General features: G+C 60.4%; 19 protein-coding genes. 13 read left to right on the top strand and 6 right to left on the bottom strand.

Annotated elements, in window-relative coordinates; genetic code table 11:
• Window positions 1-24: 24 nt before the first annotated feature.
• Window positions 25-1,032 carry a GlxA family transcriptional regulator gene (locus tag B2Y33_RS18075; RefSeq protein WP_197873840.1) on the top strand — a complete coding sequence of 336 codons (1,008 nt, stop codon included), beginning with the start codon at window positions 25-27 and terminating at the stop codon, window positions 1,030-1,032.
• Window positions 1,033-1,063: 31 nt separating this feature from the next.
• Here the strand turns inward: B2Y33_RS18075 and B2Y33_RS18070 are convergent, their stop codons facing one another.
• The gene (locus B2Y33_RS18070; protein ID WP_128610453.1) at window positions 1,064-1,945 is read right to left on the bottom strand and encodes a hypothetical protein; all 882 of its coding nucleotides are present in this window, start codon (window positions 1,943-1,945) and stop codon (window positions 1,064-1,066) included.
• A 194-nt stretch (window positions 1,946-2,139) separates the two neighbouring features.
• On the opposite strand from B2Y33_RS18070, the gene B2Y33_RS18065 reads away from it, so the two are divergent.
• From B2Y33_RS18065 to B2Y33_RS18055, 3 genes are all read left to right on the top strand, one after another.
• On the top strand, window positions 2,140-3,120 hold the full coding sequence (locus tag B2Y33_RS18065; RefSeq protein ID WP_197873842.1) for an aliphatic sulfonate ABC transporter substrate-binding protein: 981 nt from the start codon (window positions 2,140-2,142) through the stop codon (window positions 3,118-3,120).
• Between the two features lie 14 nt (window positions 3,121-3,134).
• Entirely contained in the window at window positions 3,135-4,526 is a 1,392-nt protein-coding gene (locus tag B2Y33_RS18060; RefSeq protein ID WP_206405511.1) for an LLM class flavin-dependent oxidoreductase, read from the top strand.
• A gap of 106 nt (window positions 4,527-4,632) precedes the next feature.
• Window positions 4,633-5,469, top strand: coding sequence for a bifunctional allantoicase/(S)-ureidoglycine aminohydrolase (locus tag B2Y33_RS18055; protein WP_023535538.1), 837 nt, complete (start codon window positions 4,633-4,635; stop codon window positions 5,467-5,469).
• A 59-nt stretch (window positions 5,470-5,528) separates the two neighbouring features.
• Here B2Y33_RS18055 and sodC read toward each other — a convergent pair whose 3' ends face one another.
• From sodC to ggt, 3 genes are all read right to left on the bottom strand, one after another.
• Window positions 5,529-6,044, bottom strand: a complete 516-nt coding sequence (gene sodC / locus B2Y33_RS18050) for a superoxide dismutase family protein (protein WP_023535661.1) — start codon at window positions 6,042-6,044, stop codon at window positions 5,529-5,531.
• Between the two features lie 99 nt (window positions 6,045-6,143).
• Window positions 6,144-7,025 (bottom strand): LysR substrate-binding domain-containing protein, encoded by an 882-nt coding sequence (locus tag B2Y33_RS18045; protein ID WP_027914895.1) that lies wholly within the window; start codon window positions 7,023-7,025, stop codon window positions 6,144-6,146.
• A 69-nt stretch (window positions 7,026-7,094) separates the two neighbouring features.
• Window positions 7,095-8,885: a gamma-glutamyltransferase gene (ggt, locus tag B2Y33_RS18040; protein ID WP_027914894.1), complete on the bottom strand. Its 1,791-nt coding sequence runs from the start codon at window positions 8,883-8,885 to the stop codon at window positions 7,095-7,097.
• A gap of 227 nt (window positions 8,886-9,112) precedes the next feature.
• Between ggt and B2Y33_RS18035 the strand changes: the two genes are divergently transcribed.
• Window positions 9,113-9,511: a MerR family transcriptional regulator gene (locus tag B2Y33_RS18035; protein ID WP_028687491.1), complete on the top strand. Its 399-nt coding sequence runs from the start codon at window positions 9,113-9,115 to the stop codon at window positions 9,509-9,511.
• A gap of 19 nt (window positions 9,512-9,530) precedes the next feature.
• Window positions 9,531-10,430 (top strand): hydroxymethylglutaryl-CoA lyase, encoded by a 900-nt coding sequence (locus B2Y33_RS18030; RefSeq protein ID WP_028687492.1) that lies wholly within the window; start codon window positions 9,531-9,533, stop codon window positions 10,428-10,430.
• A gap of 533 nt (window positions 10,431-10,963) precedes the next feature.
• Here B2Y33_RS18030 and B2Y33_RS18025 read toward each other — a convergent pair.
• Window positions 10,964-11,470, bottom strand: coding sequence for an MgtC/SapB family protein (locus B2Y33_RS18025; RefSeq protein ID WP_027914891.1), 507 nt, complete (start codon window positions 11,468-11,470; stop codon window positions 10,964-10,966).
• A 275-nt stretch (window positions 11,471-11,745) separates the two neighbouring features.
• Between B2Y33_RS18025 and B2Y33_RS18020 the strand changes: the two genes are divergently transcribed.
• The 4 genes from B2Y33_RS18020 to B2Y33_RS18005 all read left to right on the top strand — a co-directional run bounded on the left by B2Y33_RS18020 (window position 11,746) and on the right by B2Y33_RS18005 (window position 17,096).
• On the top strand, window positions 11,746-11,985 hold the full coding sequence (locus B2Y33_RS18020; RefSeq protein ID WP_059183964.1) for a DUF3203 family protein: 240 nt from the start codon (window positions 11,746-11,748) through the stop codon (window positions 11,983-11,985).
• A 120-nt stretch (window positions 11,986-12,105) separates the two neighbouring features.
• Entirely contained in the window at window positions 12,106-13,509 is a 1,404-nt protein-coding gene (gene ccoG, locus B2Y33_RS18015; protein ID WP_088523489.1) for a cytochrome c oxidase accessory protein CcoG, read from the top strand.
• Window positions 13,510-13,558: 49 nt separating this feature from the next.
• Window positions 13,559-14,968 carry a GntR family transcriptional regulator MpaR gene (gene mapR, locus B2Y33_RS18010; RefSeq protein ID WP_059183962.1) on the top strand — a complete coding sequence of 470 codons (1,410 nt, stop codon included), beginning with the start codon at window positions 13,559-13,561 and terminating at the stop codon, window positions 14,966-14,968.
• A 484-nt stretch (window positions 14,969-15,452) separates the two neighbouring features.
• Entirely contained in the window at window positions 15,453-17,096 is a 1,644-nt protein-coding gene (locus B2Y33_RS18005) for a PAS domain-containing sensor histidine kinase (protein ID WP_376744004.1), read from the top strand.
• A gap of 16 nt (window positions 17,097-17,112) precedes the next feature.
• On the opposite strand, the gene B2Y33_RS18000 is transcribed toward B2Y33_RS18005, so the two are convergent.
• Window positions 17,113-17,859: an SDR family oxidoreductase gene (locus B2Y33_RS18000; RefSeq protein WP_028687497.1), complete on the bottom strand. Its 747-nt coding sequence runs from the start codon at window positions 17,857-17,859 to the stop codon at window positions 17,113-17,115.
• 558 nt (window positions 17,860-18,417) lie between these two features.
• Between B2Y33_RS18000 and icmH the strand changes: the two genes are divergently transcribed.
• The 3 genes from icmH (at window position 18,418) to B2Y33_RS17985 (ending at window position 22,414) form a co-directional block, all read left to right on the top strand.
• Window positions 18,418-19,212, top strand: a complete 795-nt coding sequence (icmH, locus tag B2Y33_RS17995) for a type IVB secretion system protein IcmH/DotU (protein WP_241194910.1) — start codon at window positions 18,418-18,420, stop codon at window positions 19,210-19,212.
• 116 nt (window positions 19,213-19,328) lie between these two features.
• Entirely contained in the window at window positions 19,329-21,515 is a 2,187-nt protein-coding gene (locus B2Y33_RS17990) for a type VI secretion system Vgr family protein (RefSeq protein WP_206405508.1), read from the top strand.
• Window positions 21,512-22,414: a DUF4123 domain-containing protein gene (locus B2Y33_RS17985; protein ID WP_206405507.1), complete on the top strand. Its 903-nt coding sequence runs from the start codon at window positions 21,512-21,514 to the stop codon at window positions 22,412-22,414. The genes B2Y33_RS17990 and B2Y33_RS17985 overlap by 4 nt, the downstream gene beginning before the upstream one ends.
• The last annotated feature ends 1 nt before the right edge of the window (window position 22,415 follow it).

Raw genomic sequence — 22,415 nt, 5'->3', positions numbered from 1 at the left:
CGAAGCCAGGAAGCGGAGTCCAGCGTGTCCACACCCCGTCAGTTCAGCAAAAAGAGCAGCACCAGCAACATGCTGCGGTTAAAGACCAGCAGCGCCAGCGTTGAAGCGCCCTATCGGGTCGACTTCGTTTTGCTCGAACACTTTTCCATGGCCAGCTTCACCGTGGCCATGGACGTACTGGTCACGGCTAACCTTTTGCGCGGCGACAGCTTCCAATTCACGCCCTTGTCGCTTGCCGGTGACCGCGTACTGAGTGACCTGGGGCTCGAGTTGATCACCACCGAGCTTTCGGCGACCGCCCTCAAGCACTTGGACTTGCTGGTGGTCTGCGGCGGCTTACGCACGCCGCTCAAATACCCTGAACTCGACCGCTTGCTCCAGGACTGCGCTTCCCACGGGATGGCCCTGGGCGGCTTGTGGAATGGCGCATGGTTTCTCGGGCGCGCCGGAGCGCTGGATGACTACGGCTGCAGCGTTCACCCCGAACAACGTGCCAGCCTTGCCGAACGTAGCCCGCAGACGCGTATCACGCCTGCAAGCTTTACCCTCGACCGGGACCGACTGAGCGCCGCCAGCCCAAACGGGGCGATGGAATTGATGCTGGGACTGGTACGACGGCTGTACGGTGATGGCCTGGCAGAGGGCGTCGAGGAGATTCTGTCCTTCTCGGGTGCGCGCTATCGCCAAGTGGGTCCCGGGGCCAAGAAGTCGATGAGTCTGCACCTGCGCACCATCGTCGAGCTGATGGAAAACAACCTCGAAGAAACCCTCAGCCTGGACCAGTTGGCGGCTTACAGCGGCCGGTCCCGACGCCAGATAGACCGGCTGTTCCAGGCGCAGTTGGGCACCTCCCCCCGGCGTTACTACATGGAACTTCGCATTACCAAGAGTCGCCGCCTGTTGCAGTACTCCGATCTCTCGGTGATGGAGGTGGCGGTAGCGTGCGGCTTCGTCTCGGTGTCGCACTTCAGCAAATGCTACGCCGCCTACTTCGGCTATCCCCCGTCGCGTGAGCAGCGACTGGGGGATTGATGGCTGCTGTCATCGACTCTTTTTTCAGACTTCAGTTTGACGCAGCGGCCGGCTGCGCTGGAGGGGTCAGGTGCAGCACGCGATCACGTCCGCCTTCTGCAAGCCAGTAACCACCGCTGCCATCGGCCACGATCGACTGCGGCGCCTTGAGAAACGAGAGCACGGTCTGGCGAGTCCCATCGGGCTTTATGCGCAGCAGCCGCGCCCGGTGAGTGTTGTCTTCACTGATCCAGAGACCACGCTGGTCGCAAAACAGGAATGTAGGGTTGTTGAGGCCATCGATCACCACAGGGTCCTTGCCATCCTTGGACAGTGCCCGGACCTGCCCTTCGGCTTTCTCGGTATACAGTAGCCGACCACCCCCGCATCGGGTCAAACCTTCGGCTTCGGTCAGGCCCGCACGCAACACCTCCACCTGGCCGCTGCGCCAGTCATAGCGCAGCAAGCGGCCATCACCCTTGCGGTCTTCGATGGCGAAAAGGTGGTTGCCCTCGTTCCAAAGGCCCTGTACCGCAATACCCTCGAAAAGTGGTGTGACGTGGCCATCGACCGCCAGACTCACCGGCGCCAGGCCACCTTCCTGGCTGAAGACCCAGCCCCCTCTTGCCGCCACCATGCCGTCCGGCTTAGACAGCTTGTCCACGAGCACTTCGCGCTCACCGTCCGCAGCAATCTTGAGAATGCTGCCGCGACCATCGTCCAGCTCTTGGCTGACCAACAGGCTGCCGTCGGCCTGGGGAAGCAGTGACGCAGCCTTGTCCACATTGCGGTGCACGACCTCGACCTGCCAGCCCGAGGCGGCTTGCACGGGGTAGAAGCTTTGCCAGGCGAAAAACCCGAGAGTTGCGACTACAAGGCCAGTGGTAGCGGTTAGCACGATGCGGGTGCTGCGTGTGCGCAGGAAGGTAGACATGGAGAACTCCTTGATTCTGCTAGGAATGCTACCAACGGGATGTGAAAAAAACGTCGACAGCGCACAACTGATTAAAACAAAAGGATATAAAAATAACTAAAAAGTCTAATAATTGGTAATAAAAAAATTGAAGAAGCGCGCTCATGTGCTTATTTTCTGGTGCTCCTGTTGAACTGAACATCAAGGATCGCGCCATGCCCCACCCCCTCTTTTCATCACTACGTCGGCGAGTACTGGGAGGGCTAATGGCCTCGCTTACCGGCGCCCTGCTGTTAGCCGGACCGGCCCAGGCGGGGGAAAACAGCACCCTGCGCATCGGATACCAAAAATTCAACAGCCTCAACATCCTCAAAGGCAGCGGTGCGCTGGAAAAGGCCCTTGCCCCTCAAGGGGTGAGCGTCAGCTGGCATGAATTTGCTGCGGGCCCTCAGTTGCTCGAGGCGTTGAGTACGGGTGCCATCGACGTGGGGCACGCTGCCGATGCGCCTTCGGTGTTTGCCCAGGCGGCCGGCAAATCCGTGGTCTACCTGGCTGCTGAACAGCCCTATCCACGTGGGATCGGGCTGGTGGTGCGCCAGCAGGACACTCTCACGCAAGTGCACGATCTGAAGGGCAAGCGCGTGGCCACTGGCCGGGGGTGGAATGCCCAGTATTTGCTGGCCGTGGCTTTGCAACAGGCAGGGCTGAGTTACCAGGACATCACCCCGGCGTACGTCAACAACGCAGCCGACGCGATAGCCGCGCTGCAGTCAGGCAGCGTTCAGGCCGCTACGCTATGGGACCCGTTCCTGGCTGCAGCAGAGCGTCAGCCAGGGCTGAAAAACCTGCGTGACGGGACCGGCTTGACCAATAATCGCACTTTCTATTTGTCCACCGCCCACTTCGCGGACAGCAACAAGGCGTTGCTCAGAACATTCTTCAGCGAACTGGCCAAAGCCAGCCAGTGGGCCAATGACAAACCTGCCGACGTCGCCGCATTGCTGGCACCGCAGCTTGGCATCAACGCCGATGTACTGGAGGTGGCGAGTCAGCGACGCAACTACAACGCCGTGCCGGTGACGCCAGAGATCGTTGCCGAACAACAGAAGTTGGCAGACACCTTCCAAGGGCTTGGCCTGATCCCCCGCAAACTGAACGTAGCCGAAGCGGTTTATCCCGCTTCCGTGCTGCCCTGAGGCGAGGTCAGCCTATGCCCCGCCCTATACGCTTCAACGCCTTCAGCATGAATGCTGCCAGCCACCAATCGCCTGGATTGTGGCGCCACCCACGCAACACCAGCACCGATTTCAACCGCCTGGCCTACTGGACCGACCTGGCGAGGCTGCTCGAACGCGGTGTGTTCGACGCATTGTTCATTGCCGATGTAATGGGCATCTATGACGTCTATCAAGGCAGCCCAGGCCCGGCCTTGCGCGGCGGCGTTCAGGTGCCGGTGAACGACCCGATGCTGCTGGTCCCGGCCATGGCCGCTGTGACCAAGCACCTGGGTTTTGGGGTCACCTTCTCGCTGACCTACGAGCATCCCTACCCCTTTGCCCGGCGCATGTCCACACTCGATCACCTCAGCGACGGGCGCGTGGGCTGGAATATCGTCACCGGCTACCTGAACAGTGCCGCGCGTAATCTTGGGCTGGATCGACAACTGGGGCATGACCAGCGCTATGACCTGGCCGAAGAGTATCTGCAGGTGCTCTACAAGCTCTGGGAAAAAAGCTGGGACGAGGATGCCCTGGTGCTGGACCGTCAGACTGGCCGTTACGTCGAGCCAACCCGTGTACACGCCATCGGTCACCTCGGCGAGCATTTCCAGGTACCTGGTATTCACCTGTGCCAGCCCTCCCCGCAACGGACCCCCGTCTTGTTTCAAGCAGGCGCATCTGCGCGTGGTCAGCAGTTCGCTGCAAGGCATGCCGAGTGCGTGTTCATCAGCGGGCCTACACCCACGGTGCTGCGGCGCTACGCCGATGGTGTTCGTCAGGCCAGCGAAGCGGCAGGACGCACGCGTGACGATGTGCTGATCTATGCCCAGGCGTTACTGATCGTCGCGCCCACCCACGAGCAGGCGCAGGCACGCTTTGCCCAATACCGCAGTTTCGTCGACATCGAAGCAGCCCTGACACTGCTGTCAGGGTGGACCGGTATCGACCTGGATGGCCTGGACCCTGATGCGCCGATCCAGTACGTGGAAAACGATGCAGGCCGTGCGGCCCTGGCAGCCTTCACGGCGGCTGACCCTAGCCGCCAATGGACAGTGCGCGAAGCGGCGCAATTCATCGGGCTAGGAGGACGCGGGCCCGTCCTGATCGGTACGCCAAGTGATGTTGCCGATCAGTTGGAGACATGGGTCGATCAAACCGGTATCGACGGTTTCAACCTCACCTATGCTGTCCAACCTGATGACCTGACCCACGTCGTGGAGTTGCTCATTCCTGAGCTGCAGCGCCGTGGCCGTTATCCCAAGGGCTACGTCGATGGCACATTGCGCCACAAGTTGTTCGGCGAGGGAGACCGCCTGGCGGCACACCATGTGGGTAGCCAGGTGAGCATTCAGCTAACAAATACCGGGTATTCCAACATTTAATTTGTAGATGCTCGGCGCGCCACCCTATCCTGTGTCCACGTCCCCTGCACCGCACCGGCCGGTGCGGTCCACGGCATGGGGATAGAACAACAAGTCGAGAGCATTCATGTCGAACCACGCCTATTTCGCGCCCCACGGCGGCCACCCGGCTCAAACCGAGCTGCTGACCGACCGTGCCATGTTCACCGAAGCCTACGCGGTCATTCCCAAGGGCGTGATGCGTGACATCGTCACCAGTCACTTGCCCTTCTGGGACAAGATGCGCATGTGGGTCATCGCCCGGCCGCTGACAGGGTTCGCCGAGACGTTCTCCCAGTACATCGTCGAGGTGGCGCCTGAAGGCGGGAGCGAACGGCCTGAATTGGACCCCAACGCCGAAGCGGTGTTGTTCATCGTCGAGGGCGAGCTGGACATCACCGTCGAGGGCCAGCACCACACACTGGTGCCAGGGGGCTATGCGTTTCTGGCGCCTGGCGCCGAATGGAGCTTGCGCAACAACAGCAAGGCCAATGTCACCTTCCACTGGCTGCGCAAGCACTACCAGAAGGTCGAGGGGCTGGACGTGCCGTCCTCATTCGTGACCCATCGCGACAACGCTACCGTGATCGAGATGCCAGGTACCGAAGGCCGCTGGAAAACCACCCGCTTCGTCGACATGGCCGACATGCGCCATGATATGCACGTCAATATCGTCACGTTCCAACCAGGTGGCGTCATTCCGTTCGCTGAAACCCACGTCATGGAGCACGGGCTTTACGTTCTCGAAGGCAAGGCGGTCTACCGCCTGAATCAGGACTGGGTCGAGGTAGAAGCCGGCGACTTCATGTGGCTGCGCGCCTTCTGCCCGCAGGCCTGCTATGCCGGCGGCCCTGGCAACTTCAGCTACCTGCTGTACAAGGACGTGAACCGTCACGTGCACTTGACGCTCAACCCCAAGCGCTGAAGTCAAAAGACCGCCTGCCGGTCGACGAGGCGCACCCACCAGGGTGCGCCAACCCGCCGTTACTCAACCACCCCACACGCCACGCGCGCACCACCGCCACCCAACTTCTCGGGGTGGTCGCTGTGGTTATCGCCACCTGCGTGCACCATCAAAGCATGGCCTTTGAAGTCCTCAGCCTTCAAGCGCGGTGCCAGTACTGGATAGGTTGCCTTGCCATCGGCACCTACATACAACGCCGGCAGGTCACCGCGGTGACCGCTGTCATCATAAGGGCCTTTGTGCGCGTTGGTCGATTGAGGGTCCCAGTGGCCCCCTGCTCCCCCTGCTGGCACGGTTTTGCCTGCGTCCTGCGCAGGTGCGCAGGACGGATTCTGGTGCAGGTGGAAACCGTGCACACCCGGTGGCAGGTCTTTGAGGTCCGGAGTCAGCAGCGTTCCGTACTTGTTCTGTTCGATACTGATGGTGCCGATCGACTTGCCTGGGCCATCGGCGCCTGCCAGCTTGAGCTCGACGGTCTGGGCGGCTTGGGCCAGGCCGGTAGTGGCCAGCAGGGCAGCGATTACAACTGCTTTCATAGGGTTCTCCATGGCGTGGTGAAGGCGGACGTCATACCCGCGTTGTGCATGGGACTGCATCATCGCGCAGTCATTCCCTTGTGCCACAGCCTGAAACACTTAAAGGCTACCACCGGCCAACAGCTGCTTGAGCACCTGCGCCAAGTCCTTGACCGTTGGATCGGCGGTCGGGCGGTGCACGATGACGATCTCATAGCTGTCGACTTCGTCCAGCCCCTGCTCGACGCCCAGCACGCGATGCTCCGTGGTGGCGGCGCGCGGCGGTAGCAGGCTGATGCCCATGCCATCGGCGACCGCGGCCTGGATGCCACTCAGGCTCGAACTGGTGAAGCTGATACGCCAGCGCCTGCCACTGCGCTCGATGGCGGTAATCATGTCCTCGCGGTACAAGCCCCGCGGCGGGAATGTCACCAACGGCACCGGGTCCAGTTCAAAGGCAGGCAGGCGCGCGCTGTCGATCCATTGCAGGCGCTCTGGCCAACAAGCGACGCCTTCGCGACTGTTGCGTCGTTGTTTGAGCAGTACCAGGTCCAGCTCGCCATTGTCGTAGGCCTGGCTCAGATCCCGGCACAGCCCACTGGTGACCTCCAGCTTCACCTGCGGATTGAGCCGACTGAAGGCCGATAGGGCGTGGGTGGTCGATCCGCCCACGAAGTCTTCGGGCACACCCAGGCGCACCGTGAAGCCGACCATGGCACCGGCCAAGGCTTCGAGCATCTGGTCATTCAGGGCCAGCATGTGCCGGGCGTACCCGAGCAACGTCTGCCCGGCGTCGGTCGGGAGCACGTCGCGGTTGCCACGGACCAGTAAACGATGCCCCACCATGTCTTCCAGGCGCCGGACTTTCTGGCTGATGGTGGACTGGGTCGAATGCAAGCGAGCGGCAGCCGTGGTGAAACTGCCGCAGTCGGCCACCACGACGATCGCCCGTAAGAGGTCCAGGTCGAATAAGGCCCTATTCGGTTTAACGTTATGAGACATGCGAGTATTCGACAAATGAATGGGAGGAGCGTTTTCTAGCACGCGCCTGTACAGCTCGCAACGCTGGCCTTAGTCCCCCAGTGCCACGCCCTCCCGGCGCGGGTCGGCACCCCCCGACCAGTCTGACCCAGCTCGCCAAATGACTTGCAGGCCGCTGGTCATGTCCATTGGCGTTACCGTGTGGCCCCACGCCTCGAGCTGGCGGATCAACGCAGCGCTGGTCAACCCTGATTCCACCTCGGTTGCGCCGTTGCGGCTGCCGAAATTGGGCAAACCGGCGGCTTGCTGGGGGTTCAGCCGCCAGTCCAGCAACCCGATGAGTGCCTTGTTGACGTAACCGATGATCTGCGAGCCGCCGGGCGAGCCAAGGCTGGCCACCAACGCCCCATTGCCTCGGGAGAACACCAACGTTGGCGCCATGGCTGACAGGGGTCGCTTACCCGGCTGAACGCGATTGGCCACTGGCCTGCCCTGTTCCCGGGGCACGAACGAAAAATCGGTCAGTTGGTTGTTGAGCAAGAACCCTTTGACCATCAGGTGCGAGCCGAATGCGCCTTCTACCGAGGTGGTCATGGCCACGGCATTGCCTTGGTCATCAATGGCGCTTACGTGGGAGGTGGCTATGCGCGGTGGCGATCGGTCAGGCGCGAGCGTCAACAGCGCACCCTTCGGATAGCCGGGGCTGGCCTTGTTCATGCTGCGCTCACCCACCTGACTGGCACGCTGTGCCAGGTAGCCCGGGTCGAGCAGGCCCTTGAGCGGAACGGGTACATAGTCACTGTCGGCCAGATACTGGGCGCGATCGGCATACACCAGTCGTTCGGCTTCGGCAACCAAGTGCACGGCGCGTGCTGGCGCCTCCAAGGTGGCAGCAGTGGTCGAGGGGACGGGTGTGAGGTGGGCTAGATCGTCCCTGGCCGATCTGCGTTGCAATGCCTCCAGTATGCCCAAGGTCTGCAATACCGCCACGCCCCCGGAGGATGGGGGTGGCATGCCGCATACCTGCCAAGCTTTGTAGGGCCCGCAGACAGGTTCACGCTCGCTGGCGCGGTAGTGCTTCAGGTCATCGATGGACAGATACCCTGGGTTAGCGTGGTTATGAACAGCGGCCACCATGGCCTGCGCGACCTCGCCGTTGTAAAACGCCTGCGCGCCGTGCTGCGCGATCTGCTCGAATGTGTCGGCAAGTGCGGGGTTACGCAGTCGTGTGCCTACCGCAAGCGGGCGCCCCGTCGCGTCCAGAAAATAGCCAGCCATGCTGGGCGACCTAGCCACGAAGGGGTCAGCCTCCAGCAGCGCGTGTAGCCGTGCCGAGACTGGGAAGCCGGTACGGGCCAATTCGATGGCGGGTTGGAATAACGCTTGCCAGGGCAGGACGCCGTGCTGCTTGTGGGCCAGCTCCAAGGCCCGCAGTACGCCTGGCACCCCCACCGCTCGCCCGCCTATCTGGGCTGACCTGAAGGGTATGGGTGCCCCTTTGTCGTCGAGAAACAGCCGTTCGGTCACCTGTGACGGCGCCGTTTCCCGGCCATCGAATGCCTGCGTCTTTTTCCCGTCCCAGTGGAGGATAAATGCACCGCCGCCGATCCCACTCGATTGGGGTTCGACAAGTGTCAGTACCATTTGCATCGCAATCGCCGCATCCACCGCGCTGCCCCCGGCGCGAAGGATGCGTTGTCCAGCCTGGCTAGCCAGCGGGTTGGCGGCTGCTACCATATGACGCTTGGCTGCCACCGGCTGCAAGCCGGCGCGATAACCGGAGCCAAGTTCGGGTGCTACGGGCAGCACTTGCCTGGCCTGGGCTAGGTTACAGGACAGGCTCAGGCACAGCGCGCTGACGGATACAAAGAGAGGGTTCATACAGCCGCTTCCTGCGTTGGGCCTGGCATCGATGCCAGGCTGTCGAATCGAAAAGGGGCGCTGACGCTTTTAGGTAAGCATTCTGGCTGGGCGAGGATAACGCGACTGCAACGCCCGGGACCATCGACGCTCACGCGGTTGTTGCGCGGTTCGATTCCTGTCGCTCACCTTGACGTATACGTAAAGCACGCTTCAGGATGGCGGCATATCCTGTCCAGAGCCCTGGTATGAGTACCCAGACCTACAGCATTTCCGACCTGTCCCGCGAGCTGGACATCACCACGCGTGCCATTCGTTTCTATGAAGAGCAAGGGCTGCTTCGTCCCGAGCGACGCGGCCTTGAACGCATCTATTCGGCGCGGGACAAGGTCAGCCTCAAACTTATCTTGCGGGGCAAGCGTATCGGCTTTTCGCTGGCAGAATGCCGTGAGTTGATCGAGCTGTACGACCCATCGGGCGGCAACCTCAAGCAACTCAACAGCATGCTCGCCAAGATCGCCGAGCGGCGCGCCCAACTGGAACAGCAAATGCTCGACATCCACCAGATGCAACTCGAACTGGACACTGCCCAGGAGCGCTGTGAACAGGCGCTGGCTTGCACGCTTGCCAATAAAGACCACGGTTGACCGTTACAGGAACCTCATCATGTCCTTGCCTGAAAAAGTTCGTCTGGTAGAAGTTGGCCCTCGCGATGGGCTACAGAACGAAGCCCAGCCCATCCCTGTTGCCGACAAAGTACGGCTGGTGGACGACCTGACAACGTCTGGCGTCGCCTACATCGAAGTGGGCAGTTTCGTTTCACCCAAGTGGGTGCCGCAAATGGCCGGTTCGGCCGAGGTGTTCGCGAGTATCGAGCAGCGTGCGGGCGTCACCTACGCAGCCCTGGCGCCCAACCTGCGAGGCTTCGAAGATGCCGTGGCGGCGGGCGTCAAGGAGGTGGCGGTATTCGCCGCCGCGTCAGAAGCGTTCTCGCAGCGCAATATCAACTGTTCCATCTCGCAGAGCCTGGAACGTTTCGAACCCATCATCGAGGCCGCGCGAGCCCAGGGTGTGCGGGTGCGTGGGTATGTATCTTGCGTACTCGGCTGCCCATACGAAGGCTCGGTCCGTGCGGAGCAGGTGCTGCCGGTGGCGCGCGCCCTGCACCAGATGGGCTGCTACGAGGTGTCGCTGGGCGATACCATCGGCACCGGTACTGCTGGTGACGTCCGACGCTTGTTCGAGGTGGTGGCGGGCCATATACCCCGCGCGCAATTGGCGGGGCACTTCCACGACACTTACGGCCAAGCCCTGGCCAACGTGTATGCGAGCCTCCTTGAAGGCATCAGCATATTCGACAGCTCAGTGGCGGGTTTGGGTGGCTGCCCCTATGCCAAGGGCGCGACGGGTAACGTCGCAACCGAAGATGTCGTTTACCTGCTTGATGGGTTGGGCATCGAGACCGGTATCGACCTGCAACGCCTGATCGAGGCCGGGCAGCGCATCAGCACGGTGTTGGGAAGGGCCAACGGATCGCGCGTTGCACGTGCGTGGCAGACGCGCTAGGTCATCAAGGTGTCACGTCCGTGTGGGTGAAGTGTTACCGCTTAGCGAAGACGAGGCCAGATACGGGTATCACGGAAACATCTGGTGTGGTTTTACCGACGTCGCGCTTTTGCGAATTTCTTCATCCCATTGATTCAAAAGGATTTTTAAAACCTGGCACGCGAACTGCTATATCTCTTGTATAACAAGAACAACAAAGCATCACTCAATAAAAATAATAGAGAACGGCTCTGACAGAACAAGAACAACACGGCAGAGGCGTAGCAAGCAGATTTTTTTGGAGTCGACCCGCGTTCCTGGGGCAAGCCCCGCGAATTGGCACAGAACAACAAAACTACCTCCAGGTAGCAGCAGCCAACTCGGATCGTACGTGATGAAGGTCGGTCAGCGCTCAAAAAAATACGTTTGCTCTTGGCCCCGAATGGGGGCCTTGCACCACCCGGGCAGGCTGACAAAAACAACAACAGGCCAGCCCTAATAATAAAAAGAGCAAGCAGCAACGCTTTGGGGGGAGCTTCGGCTCCCCTTAGTGCTTATCCCTCCTCCTTCTGCTTCTCTTCGTGCTTGCCCTCGGCCTTCTCGACCAGCATTGGCATCGTGCCCAACACCAACAACGCGAGCACCGTGCTTATCAATGCGGTGGCCTCCCGGCCCATCCCAGCGGCAGTGCCTATGGCGGCGGTCATCCAGAGGCCAGCGGCGGTCGTCAACCCTTTCACGTGGCTGGTGTCCCGTCCGTTGCCTTTCAGGATGGTGCCCGCCCCGAGAAAACCGATGCCGGCGACGATGCCCTGGATCACGCGGCTGAGGGCCTGTTCGTCGGCGCCTGCCATGCTGGGCGCCAGCACGAACAGCGCAGCACCGAGCGACACCAGCATGTGCGTGCGCACCCCGGCAGACTTGCCCCGATGTTCCCGCTCGAACCCCAATACCGCGCCGAGCAACGCTGCCATCAACAAACGTACAAGAATGCGTGTCACCTCGTGCGCATCGGTCACGTCTGCAAATTCGATCTGGATCGCGTGCCAGATAGTTTCCATCCTGTACGTTCTCTTCTAAGGCTGGCTGCTTGGCGAACGTCAGGTGCCTAGGTGGCAGGGCCATGCTTGCCCCAAGTGCTAATACACCAACCACGGCCCCCATACGATCGTGCTTGCCGGCAATGGGCTGCACAGCTGCACCCAACACCGGGCCCAGCATCCCCTCTTCACATTCATGGACCCTGAGTGCCTCTGCAAAGTGCCGTTGAGCCAAAGGGTGCAACGATGTCCAATACCCTGCGGTCAACCGTTCGAATCACATCAGGAGACTTGTCATGCCAGTGGAAATCGATGCCCAAACCCAACGCTGCACGCTCATCAATGATCAGCAACGTCTTGAAGGCGCCGCCTGCGACGTCGAGATCTTGACTGACGAGCAAATGCGCATGTCAGTGGCGGTACTGGCCGAGATGCGCACGCCTATCACCGAATTAGAGGCAGATGCCCTGACGGTGGCCGGTGCGGTCGATAGCCGCAGGCATCTGAAGAGCACCGCGCCAGGCTCGATCATATAGGGGGATGCACGGCATGCGGCGCAACTGATATGGTTTTTATCGCCAAGGCTGAGCCTGTGCTGCTAGCAGAGTGAAGGCCATAGTGCACAGGCCTGATTCAGGCTAGAAGAGCACGGAGCCATGACCGATAGAACGCCTTACTCAGTGATCGCCGCTGTTCCTGCCAATCCTTCCCGGCGCACTCGCGAAGCCGCCATCCACACGCGCAGTTTCAACGGGCTGTTTCGCACCCTGCGCATTGGTTTCGCCGGCGCCCTGTTCGCCCTGTTCTTCGGCACTGCCTGGCTGAACTGGAACGGCCGCCAGGCCGTGCTGTGGGACCTGGAGAACAGCAAATTCCACATCTTTGGCGCTACCTTCTGGCCGCAGGACTTCATCCTGCTCTCGGCGCTGCTGATCATTTGTGCGTTCGGCCTGTTCGCCATCACCGTCTACGCCGGGCGCGTCTGGTGCGGTTACAGCTGCCCGCAAAGTACTTGGACCTGGTTGTTCATGTGGTGCGAAAAAGTCACTGAAGGCGACCGCAACCAACGCATCAAGCTGGCCGCAGCCCCCTGGAGCGTGGACAAAGCCGCCCGGCGCATCGCCAAGCACTCGCTCTGGCTGGCCATAGGGCTGGTCACCGGCATGACCTTCGTGGGCTACTTCACACCAATTCGTCCGCTGGCGGCCGAATTGTTGACACTCCAACTGGGCGGCGTAGCGCTGTTCTGGGTGTTGTTCTTCACAACGGCCACGTACTTCAATGCCGGCTTGCTGCGCGAAGCGGTCTGCCTGCACATGTGCCCCTACGCCCGTTTCCAGAGCGTGATGTTCGATAAGGATACCCTGGCCGTCGCTTACGATCCGCGCCGTGGCGAAGCACGTGGCGCGCGCAAGAAAGGCAGCGACCCCCGCGCCCAGGGCCTGGGTGACTGTATCGACTGCACCTTGTGCGTGCAGGTTTGCCCTACTGGCATCGACATTCGCGACGGTTTGCAAATGGCCTGCATCGGCTGCGCGGCCTGTATCGATGCCTGCGACGGCGTGATGGACAAGATGGGCTACCGACGCGGGCTGATCGGGTACAAGTCCGAGCACAGCCTGCAAGGGGGTACTACGCACTGGCTACGGCCACGCCTGCTCGGTTACGCCGCAGCACTGCTGGTGATGATCGGTGCCTTGTGCGTGGCATTGTACCTGCGGCCGATGGTATCGCTGGATGTGATCAAAGACCGCGGTCTGTTCCGCGAAAATGCGATGGGTCAGATCGAGAACATCTACCTGCTCAAGGTGATCAACAAGACCGAGCACACTCAACACTACGCGCTTCGGTTGCTCGATGCCGAGGGCTTTACCCTGCAGGGGCAGACAGCGCTTACTGTACCCGCCGGCGACATGAGCGAAATGCCGGTGTCCGTGGCGATGCTGGCCGACCGACCCGAAAGCAGTGCGGTGCCGCTTACATTCGAAATCAGCGAACGCGACGACGATTCGGTGCGCAGCGTTGCGCACAGCCGCTTCGTGGCGCCCATGAACCGATGACGCCTACACTCCACTTTTCTTGCCTGCCAGGCTTCGACAGAAGGCCACAATGAAACGTTACGAACGCTTCGCCGACGACATCGCCGAACTCATTCGCTCCGGCGTACTGGGCCCTGGTGAGCGCGTGCCCTCCGTGCGGTACGCTAGCCAAACGCACGGGGTCAGCCCCTCCACGGTATTCCAGGCGTATTACCTGCTGGAGCGGCGTGGGCTGATCCGCGCCAGGCCGCGCTCGGGCTACTTCGTCAATGCCCATGCGACTCGCCAATTCAGCGAGCCTCAAGCGCTGCACCCGATCAGCGAGTCCACCGATGTGGACGTAAGTGCCCTGGTCTTTTCCATCCTCGACTCGATCAAAGACCCCAACACGGTACCCTTTGGCTCAGCCTTCCCGAGCCCATCGCTATTCCCTCTCCAGCGCCTGTCCCGGTCACTGGCCAGCGCCAGCCGTGCCATGGACCCTCGGGTGGCGGTCACGGATCTGTCGCCCGGCAACCCGCAACTGCGACGGCAGATTGCCCTGCGCTACATGGTCGGCGGACTGATGCTGCCGATGGAAGAACTGCTGATCACCAACGGGGCACTGGAGGCCTTGAACCTCTGTCTTCAAGCTGTCACCCAGCCAGGTGACCTGGTTGCAATCGAAGCGCCCGCATTTTATGCCTGCCTGCAGGTATTGGAACGGCTCAAACTCAAAGCCGTCGAAATCCCCGTACATCCCCGCGAGGGCATGGACCTGGAGGTGCTCGCCCAAACGCTGCAAAAACACCCGGTCAAGGCGGTGTGGTGCATGACCACGTTCCAGAACCCGGTCGGCGCGAGCATGCCGGAGGCCAAGAAGCAGGCGTTGGTCGAGCTGGTGACTCGCCATCAAGTGCCCCTGATCGAAGACGATGTCTACGCCGAGCTCTATTATGCCCAGCAGGCCCCCAAGCCTGCGAAAGCATTCGATACCCAGGGCCTGGTCATGCATTGCGGCTCCTTCGCAAAGAGCCTCGCCCCGGGCTATCGCATCGGCTGGGTCGCCGCTGGGCGGTTCGCACAGAAGGTCGAGCGGTTGAAGCTCATGACCTCGCTCTGCGCCTCGATGCCGGCCCAGGCTGCCATCGCCGACTACCTGCAGCACGGTGGCTACGATCGGCACCTGCGCAAGTTGCGTTATGCCCTCGAAGGCCAGCAAGCCAATATGCTGGCAGCGATCGGGCGTCACTTTCCGGCACAGACACGTGTCAGTCAACCGTCAGGGGGGTATTTCCTCTGGCTGGAGTTACCGCAACAGATGGACGCGCTCAAGCTGTTCCACATGGCGCTGGCGCAAGGCATCAGCATTGCCCCGGGGCCGATCTTCTCGCCCACCCGGCGCTTCGGCAACTGCATCCGGCTCAACTATGGCAGTCCCTGGAACGAAGGTGCCGAACAGGCAATGGCCACCCTGGGGCGGATCATTCGTTCTTTCTGAGTTGTGCCTTTAACCTCTCATGCACACACGGCTATAGTTGTCGAAATTTCCAAGCCCAATTGCCCGCATGACATCACAAACGACGTTGGACGACCGCGCAGCCTTACAGGCCAGGCTGCTTGAGCTCGAGGCCGAGCACGAGCAGCTGCGCCTGAAGGCTGCTGCGTATGACGCCGTCGTCGAGCAAATCGATGAAGGCCTGTGCATCTTGCAAGTGCTTGAGGATGAGCACGGCCAACTCAATGACTATCGCTACCTGATGTACAACGAGGCCTGCGCCCGCCACACTCTTCATGTCAAAGAGGTGGGTTTGACCGCAAGGCAAACCATTCCTGACGAAGTGGACCAATGGCTCCCACATTTCGCCGAGGTGGCTCGCACGGGTGTGCCCATGCACTTCGAACAGCGGCTGGCGGTCTCGAATCGCTGGCTGACCTTGAAAGTCAGCCGCCTCGAGCCCGCCTGCGAGCGAACATTGCTGGTTCTGTTCACCGGCAGGCCCGACGAAAACGCTGACGTCAATCAGTTGCAGGCGCTCAACCAGGAACTGGCACAGCAAGTAGACAGAGAGCTTGCCAGTCGCAAGCTGCTGGGCAACTTGGTCGATCACAGCGTTGCCAACGTATTCGCGGCCGATTGCAGCTTCAGGCTGCTGGCGATCAACCGTACCGCGCAGGAAACCTTCAAGCGGTGGCGCGGCCTGGTGCCCAGGGTTGGTGAGTACATCCCCGACTTCATCGCCGACCAGCCGGATATCGTCAAACAATTGAGCGGGCTGTGGCCAAGGATCATGGCGGGTAAGTCTTTCGTGGACACCGTTGCCATTGGCCTGCAATCGGATGTCCGTCACTACGAGGTGCGCTACAACCCGCTGCTCGATGCCGACCAGGTCGTGCAGGGTGGTTTCATGTTCGCCTATGACATCACCGAGCGCGTCGCTGAGCAGCAGCGCCTTGAGCAAGTGGAAGAAACCCTGCGCCAGTCCCAGAAAATGGAGGCCATCGGCCAGCTGACTGGCGGGATCTCCCATGACTTCAACAACTTGCTCGGCAGCATAATGGGTGCGCTGGAGGTTGCCGCTCAGCGGCAGACCGAAGGTCGCTATCCGGATGTTGCCAGGCTCATCGGGTTGGCCAGGCAGGATACGAAGCGGGCGGCTACCCTGGTGCAACGCCTGCTGACCTTCGCCCGGCAACAAAAACTGACCCCACAGACGGTCGACGTCCATGCGTTGGTGACCAGCATGCACGATCTCATCAAGAGCTCGTTGCACGCCAGCATCGAGTTCCAGGACCACACCACGCCTGGACACTGGCTTATCCAGGTCGACCCTTCCCAGCTGGAAAACGCGTTGCTCAACCTGTGCATCAATGCACGCGACGCCATGCCTTTAGGCGGGATGCTGGCCATTCGCAACAATGACGTGCGGGTGCAGCCTTCGCTGGCCGACCGTCTTCACTTGCCTGTAGGCGAGTACGTCAGGATTTCTATCAGTGACACCGGCGTGGGAATGAGCAGCGATGTGGCAGAACGTGCCATGGAGCCGTTTTTCACCACCAAGCCACTTGGCCAGGGATCGGGACTGGGGCTACCCATGGTCTATGGCTTCATTCGTCAATCCGGCGGTCAGGTGAAGATCACCAGCACGCCGGGGCAAGGCACGTGTGTGGACCTTTATCTACCCAAGGACACAGGCCAGATCGCGCTGAGCATTGCCAACGTACCAACGCCATCCTGGCCATCCCGGCAGGATAAACATCTGGTCATGCTGGTGGAGGACGAAGACACGTTGCGTCTGGTGATAGAGGAACTGCTGATTGATCAAGGGATGGAGGTGCGCGCCTTTGCAGAAGGCTCGCAGGCCTTGGAAGCTTTGAGGGCCGGCCTGCAGCCGTCGCTGTTGATCACCGACATCGGCTTGCCAGGCAGAGTCAGTGGCAAGCAGCTGGAAACCGCCCTGCCCGACTCGGCAGCCCTGCTCTACATCACTGGCTATGCCGATGAACAGGGCGTCGCCATGTCGCGTAAGGGTGCAGTGATGTGCAAGCCCTTTGCACTGACCGCGCTGGTCGAACAGGTGGCCCTGCTGCTGGCCGGCCATGACGCTGGCTCGAACAGGCGCGTTTGATGATGCGGGCGGCCGGTTATCTTCCGCCACTTAGGTCGATGAATGTACCTGTCGAATAGGAAGCTTTGTCAGACAGCAGCCAGATGATCGCCTCGGCCACCTCCTCGGGCCGCCCGCCTCGGCCCATGGGCAACCCGGATTCGAGTTTGCAGACCCGATCTGGGTCACCCGAAAGCGCATGAAAGCCTGTATGAATGTAACCGGGCCTGACCCCGTTGACCCTTACACCTTCCGCAGCTAGCTCTTTGGCAAGGCCCAGTGTGAACGTGTCGAGCCCTCCTTTCGAGGCGGCGTAGTCGATGTACTCGTTCGGCGACCCGAGTCGGGCGGCCAGGGATGAGACGTTGACGATGGCCCCGCCATTTCCGCCGTGTCGTGCGGCCATACGCAGTACGGCGTGCTTGGTGCAGAGCATGGGGCCGACGATGTTGGTCTTCATCATGCTGAGCAATCGCGACTCGGTCATGTGCTCGAGACGGGTTTGGGGAGCGATGGTGGCGGCATTGTTTACCAGGGCCGCGATAGGCCCCAGATCTTTATCTATACGCTGAAACATCGCGATAATCTCGGCTTCGCTGCTGACATCGGCGCGCACGGCAATAGCCTTGGCACCCAGGGTACGGACTTGGCTGAGGATGGCTTGGGCAGCTTCATCGTTGCTGAGGTAGTTGATGCACAAGTGGTAGCCATGCCGGGCAGCTAACAGTGCAGTGGCAGCACCTATACCGCGGCTGGCGCCGGTAATCAGGATGACAGGGTTCATAAGGTGTCGAATAGATTGAGGCTGTGGTTTGACGATAGAGGACATTTAAGTAGGTTGCCAGTTAAGCGGGCGGTGATGGGAATGAGCAGGCGAATTTTCAGTTGGGCATTAGTGCTTGAAGTGATCGACTGAACCTTACGCAGGATAAGCGTGCGTTGTCGGCAACACCTAAATTGAAGTCCAAGAACGCTTATAGGAAGTGCGTCTCACAACGAAACTTCCTACGATAAGTTAAGAACATCCCTGCGCGACGAAAACAGCAATTAATAATATAAAAGATGGCAACTGGAACACTGTCCTGATCACCCAATCGCCGCGGTGTGCATGACCGTCCACACAGAGCCATTGCCATGGAACAAACCCGTACGCAGCGTCACGACTTCAGCAACGGGGGGTCGCACGATGCCCAACGCTGCTTCGACTGCCAGAGGCCGGCAACTTTCCATCAGCTCCGTGGCAACGGTCGGCAGCAACGATCGTTCCAGGCAAAGAGGAGTTGGTGAGATGAGGAATGCGAGTAACGATCGTCAGGATGACAACACGGGCCTTTTCGATGCGATGGCTAAGCCAGGAACGGCGGAAGGAAGATCCGTTACTGCCCCCAACACGCGCGCACAGGCACAAATGCCTTCGCAGGGTTACCGCGCCGACCCCGACTTCAAACTACGCGGCGGCTATGCCAACCCCATGCTGGATGCCGCCGCTCCCCTGTTCGGCCTGGTGATTCGCCTGCGCACACTGAACTCACTGCCGAACATCAAGGCCGTGCATCAACAGGTACGCAACCAGATCCACACCATCAGGGAAGAAATGCGCCAGCACGGCTACGAGCACGCTCAGTTGCTCGCGTACTCCTACGGCCTGTGTCTGTACATCGATGGTGCAGTCATTGAACGGCCTTGGGGCAAAGCCAGTTGCTGGAGCCAGGAACCCCTGCTCAGCATCTTCCACGACGAAACCTGGGGTGGGGAAAAGTGCTTCACCGTGCTCTCGCGCCTGATGCAAGAACCCAAGCGTTATCTGGATGCATTGGAGTTCATGTACTTCGCGTTGTGCCTGGGCCTCAAGGGCAGGTACGCCATTGCGCCGAACGGTGAGGCGTCGTTGAACGCCCTTATCCACCAACTCCACGGGACCATCCGTGAACTGCGCGGACCCACGCCAGAACACGTGTGCGATCCCTACCCCCATGTGACTCCCCGTAACTTACGCATGCGCCGGCAATGGCCGTCGTGGAGCCCATTGCTGGTATCTGCCGGGGCCATGGCCGTGGCCTACAGCATCTACAGCTACCGGCTGCACCTGATTACCACTGAGGTGCTGGGTTCGCTGAACGGCATCTTGCAGCAGTGAGTTGCAGAAAGACGCCAACAACTGGCGCAACCGGATCGCCTGACCCCACTGGCGTGCCCCTGGCAGCCAGGGTTACCTGGATAGTTTGAATCTCGACCGGCAGACAAGGATCGCTTATGCCTCGCCAATCTGACCTGCGTTACAGCTTCCAACCCCTGGTTGGCGATGCGGAATTCGAAGTGGTGTCGTTCACACTCAATGAAGGCATCAGTCAGCCATTCACCCTCGAACTGCAGCTGATCAGCCACGAACAGGACATCGACTTCGGCCATTTGCTCGACAAGCCGGTGCTGTTCACCCTCTGGAACGGCGCGCGTCCCGTGCGCTACGTGCACGGTTTGGTCAGCCGTTTCACCCAGGCTGAAAGCGGCTTCCACCGCACCTACTATCATGCGCTGGTCGAGCCACGCCTGGCCCGCGCCGGCCTGCGCTCGAACTGGCGTATCTTCCAACACAAGAACGTGCCGCAAATACTGGCGCTGATGCTTAAGCGCCAAGGCATCGACCCGTACGAAATCCACGCCAGCCTGGACCATCAGGTCCGCGAGTTCTGCGTTCAGGCCGGCGAGACGGACCTGGCGTTCATCGCACGCCTTTTAGCCGAAGAAGGCTTCGTCTATCGCTTCGCCCACAGTGAAAAACAGCACACGCTGATCATCACCGATCGGCTGCTGTCACTGGGGTTGATCAGCCATGGCGCCGTCACTGCCGACGATGAAGACGATGGCTTTCACGGGGACGATCAGCCCTTGGGCGCCCATACCGTCCTGTACCACGCCAACAGCGGTGGGGACCAACCGGTTTTTTGCTTGCGCCGCTTGAACTACAGCGAACAGGTTCGCACGGCAAGCCAGGTTCAGCGTGACTACACCTTCACCAACCCGGCCTACCGCCAGGAACACAGGGCCACGGGCCCGTTCCTGGAGCACCAATCCAGGGACTACGAGTATTTCGACTATCCAGGGCGCTACAAGCGCGATGCCGTAGGTAAACCGTTCACGGAAAACCGGGTCATGGCGTTGCGTCACGATGTGCGGCTGGCGCACGTGCAAGGTGATGATGTGCGCCTGCAACCGGGCCTGAGCTTCACGCTGACCGGTCACCCCAGACGCGACCTCAATGCGCACTGGCGGGTGAACACGGTCACTCACCAAGGCAGCCAGCTCACCAGCCTGCAGGAAGAGGCGACCAATGCCGAGCAGAGCACGCAGTACGCGCTGAGCGCCGTCCTGGTCCCCGGCAGGATCGAATGGCGACCCTCGCCTCTGGCAAAACCGCGCATTGACGGCCCGCACATGGCTACCGTGGTCGGGCCGAAGGGCGAAGAGATCTATTGCGATGAGTGGGGGCGGGTCAAGGTCAGCTTTCCCTGGGATCGCGAGAGCGAGAACAACGAATTCAGCTCCTGCTGGGTGCGGGTGTCACAAGGCTGGGCCGGTGGCAGCTGGGGCTCGATGGCCATTCCGCGAATCGGCCAGGACGTGATCATCCAGTACGTCAACGGTGATCCTGACCAGCCGATGATCACCGGGCGCACGTACTGTGGCAATCAGCTGCCGCCCTACGACCTGCCTGAACACAAGACCCGCATGACCATCAAGAGCCAGACCCACAAGGGTGACGGCTTCAATGAGCTGCGCTTCGAGGATGAATTGGGACGCCAGGAGGTGTTCATCCATGCCGAAAGGGATCAGAACAATGTGGTCAAGCACGATGAGACGACGCAGATTGGGAACGACAGGTGTGAACGTGTAGCGCGGGATGAGCACATCGATATCGGTCATGACCGACACGAGGACGTGGGCAACGATCAACGTTTGAACGTTGGGAAAGATCATCACTGCCAGATCGGCCAGGATGATGTACTTGAGATCGGACGTCATCGCGTGCTCAACGTGGCACAAGATCGTACGGAGCAAGTCGGTAACAATCGCTATGACAAGACCACAGCCAATCATTCGATAGAAATTGGCGGCCACCTGGAGCAACACGTCGCCGGTCATGTCGAGCTACGGGCAGGGCAAGCGATTCGCCAAGGGACGCAAGTCTTGGAGCTCCAGGCATCAGGAAGCCTGACCATCAGGGCACCCGGCGCAACATTAAGGCTCGACGGCAGCGGCCTTACCATTGACGCCATTGCAATCAACATCAAAGGCCCGGTCGCACAAACCCCAACAGGGCGTTCACATGACCTGGCCATCCGCGCCACGCCAACACCTGGTGAAGCCATCTGCATCAGCTGTTTATTGAAAGCAATCACAGAAGGTCGGAATGTCGTTCGCCTGGAGGGGAACCCGTCATGACAAACACCTTGTCCAAAAAACTTTTTCTTCCTCTGCGACAAGCAGAACGCTACCAACTTAGCGCCGTTCTCGAACTTTCCACATTAGGCCCTGAACAGTTAAAACGCCTTGTCCCACGTGAGCACAGAATACTGCACCCCCTGATGCAACAAGCCGAATTTAGCAACGTGCGTCAGTGCGGCATCGGTTTGTATGCCGTCAAAGGCAAGGCTACAGTACAAAGCCAATCCAACCTTTTCTGGCAATTGAACGAGTTAGCAGCCGATGCCATATGCGGCTGGATCGTCAGCGCATTGCCCACTGCTGCCTTGGCCTCGCACCTGGCGCAAGCCAATACCGTGCTGGGACCTGACGGGCAACGTTATTTACTGCGTTATCACACCGAACACTGCCTACGCGTGCTGCATGGCCGTAAGGATCTGCCTGAACTCGTCGAATGGTTCGCTCCGATCCACAGTTGGTGGGTGCCTTATCCGGACGCCAATGAAGAAATTTGGGGCTGCCTGATGGGCGGCGACAGGCCGGCCGCCCGAGCGCTCAAAGACCTCACGTTGGACGCTGCGTGCTGGGAAGCGCTGGCAGTAGACCCCCTCGAACATCGCCTTGCCGATCAATTGAAAACCTCGCTGACCGTCAGTGGGCAAGCCAAACAGTGCCACAGCGTCCGCCTGGGGAGAGTGCGTAAATACCTCAAGGCTGCGCGAGAAGCGGGGTTCATCGAGCAGCAAGACCTGATCACCTACGTCACCCATTTCGCCCTGCTTGGCGACAGATTGACACTCGAGCCCATCTGGCAGACCGCCGTCAAGGAGTCGCTCGAGCAAAGCTTGCCCCTTGATCAACGCCTTCAAACACACCTGCACCGTCTAATTCGCCAGGGGCCCTCATGTTCGATCTGAA

It is taken from the genome of Pseudomonas sp. UBA5666 (assembly GCF_002420785.1).
Lineage (GTDB): Bacteria > Pseudomonadota > Gammaproteobacteria > Pseudomonadales > Pseudomonadaceae > Aquipseudomonas > Aquipseudomonas fulva.
Note: the sequence above shows the minus strand (reverse complement) of the source record. Positions and strands in the feature narration are given on the sequence as shown.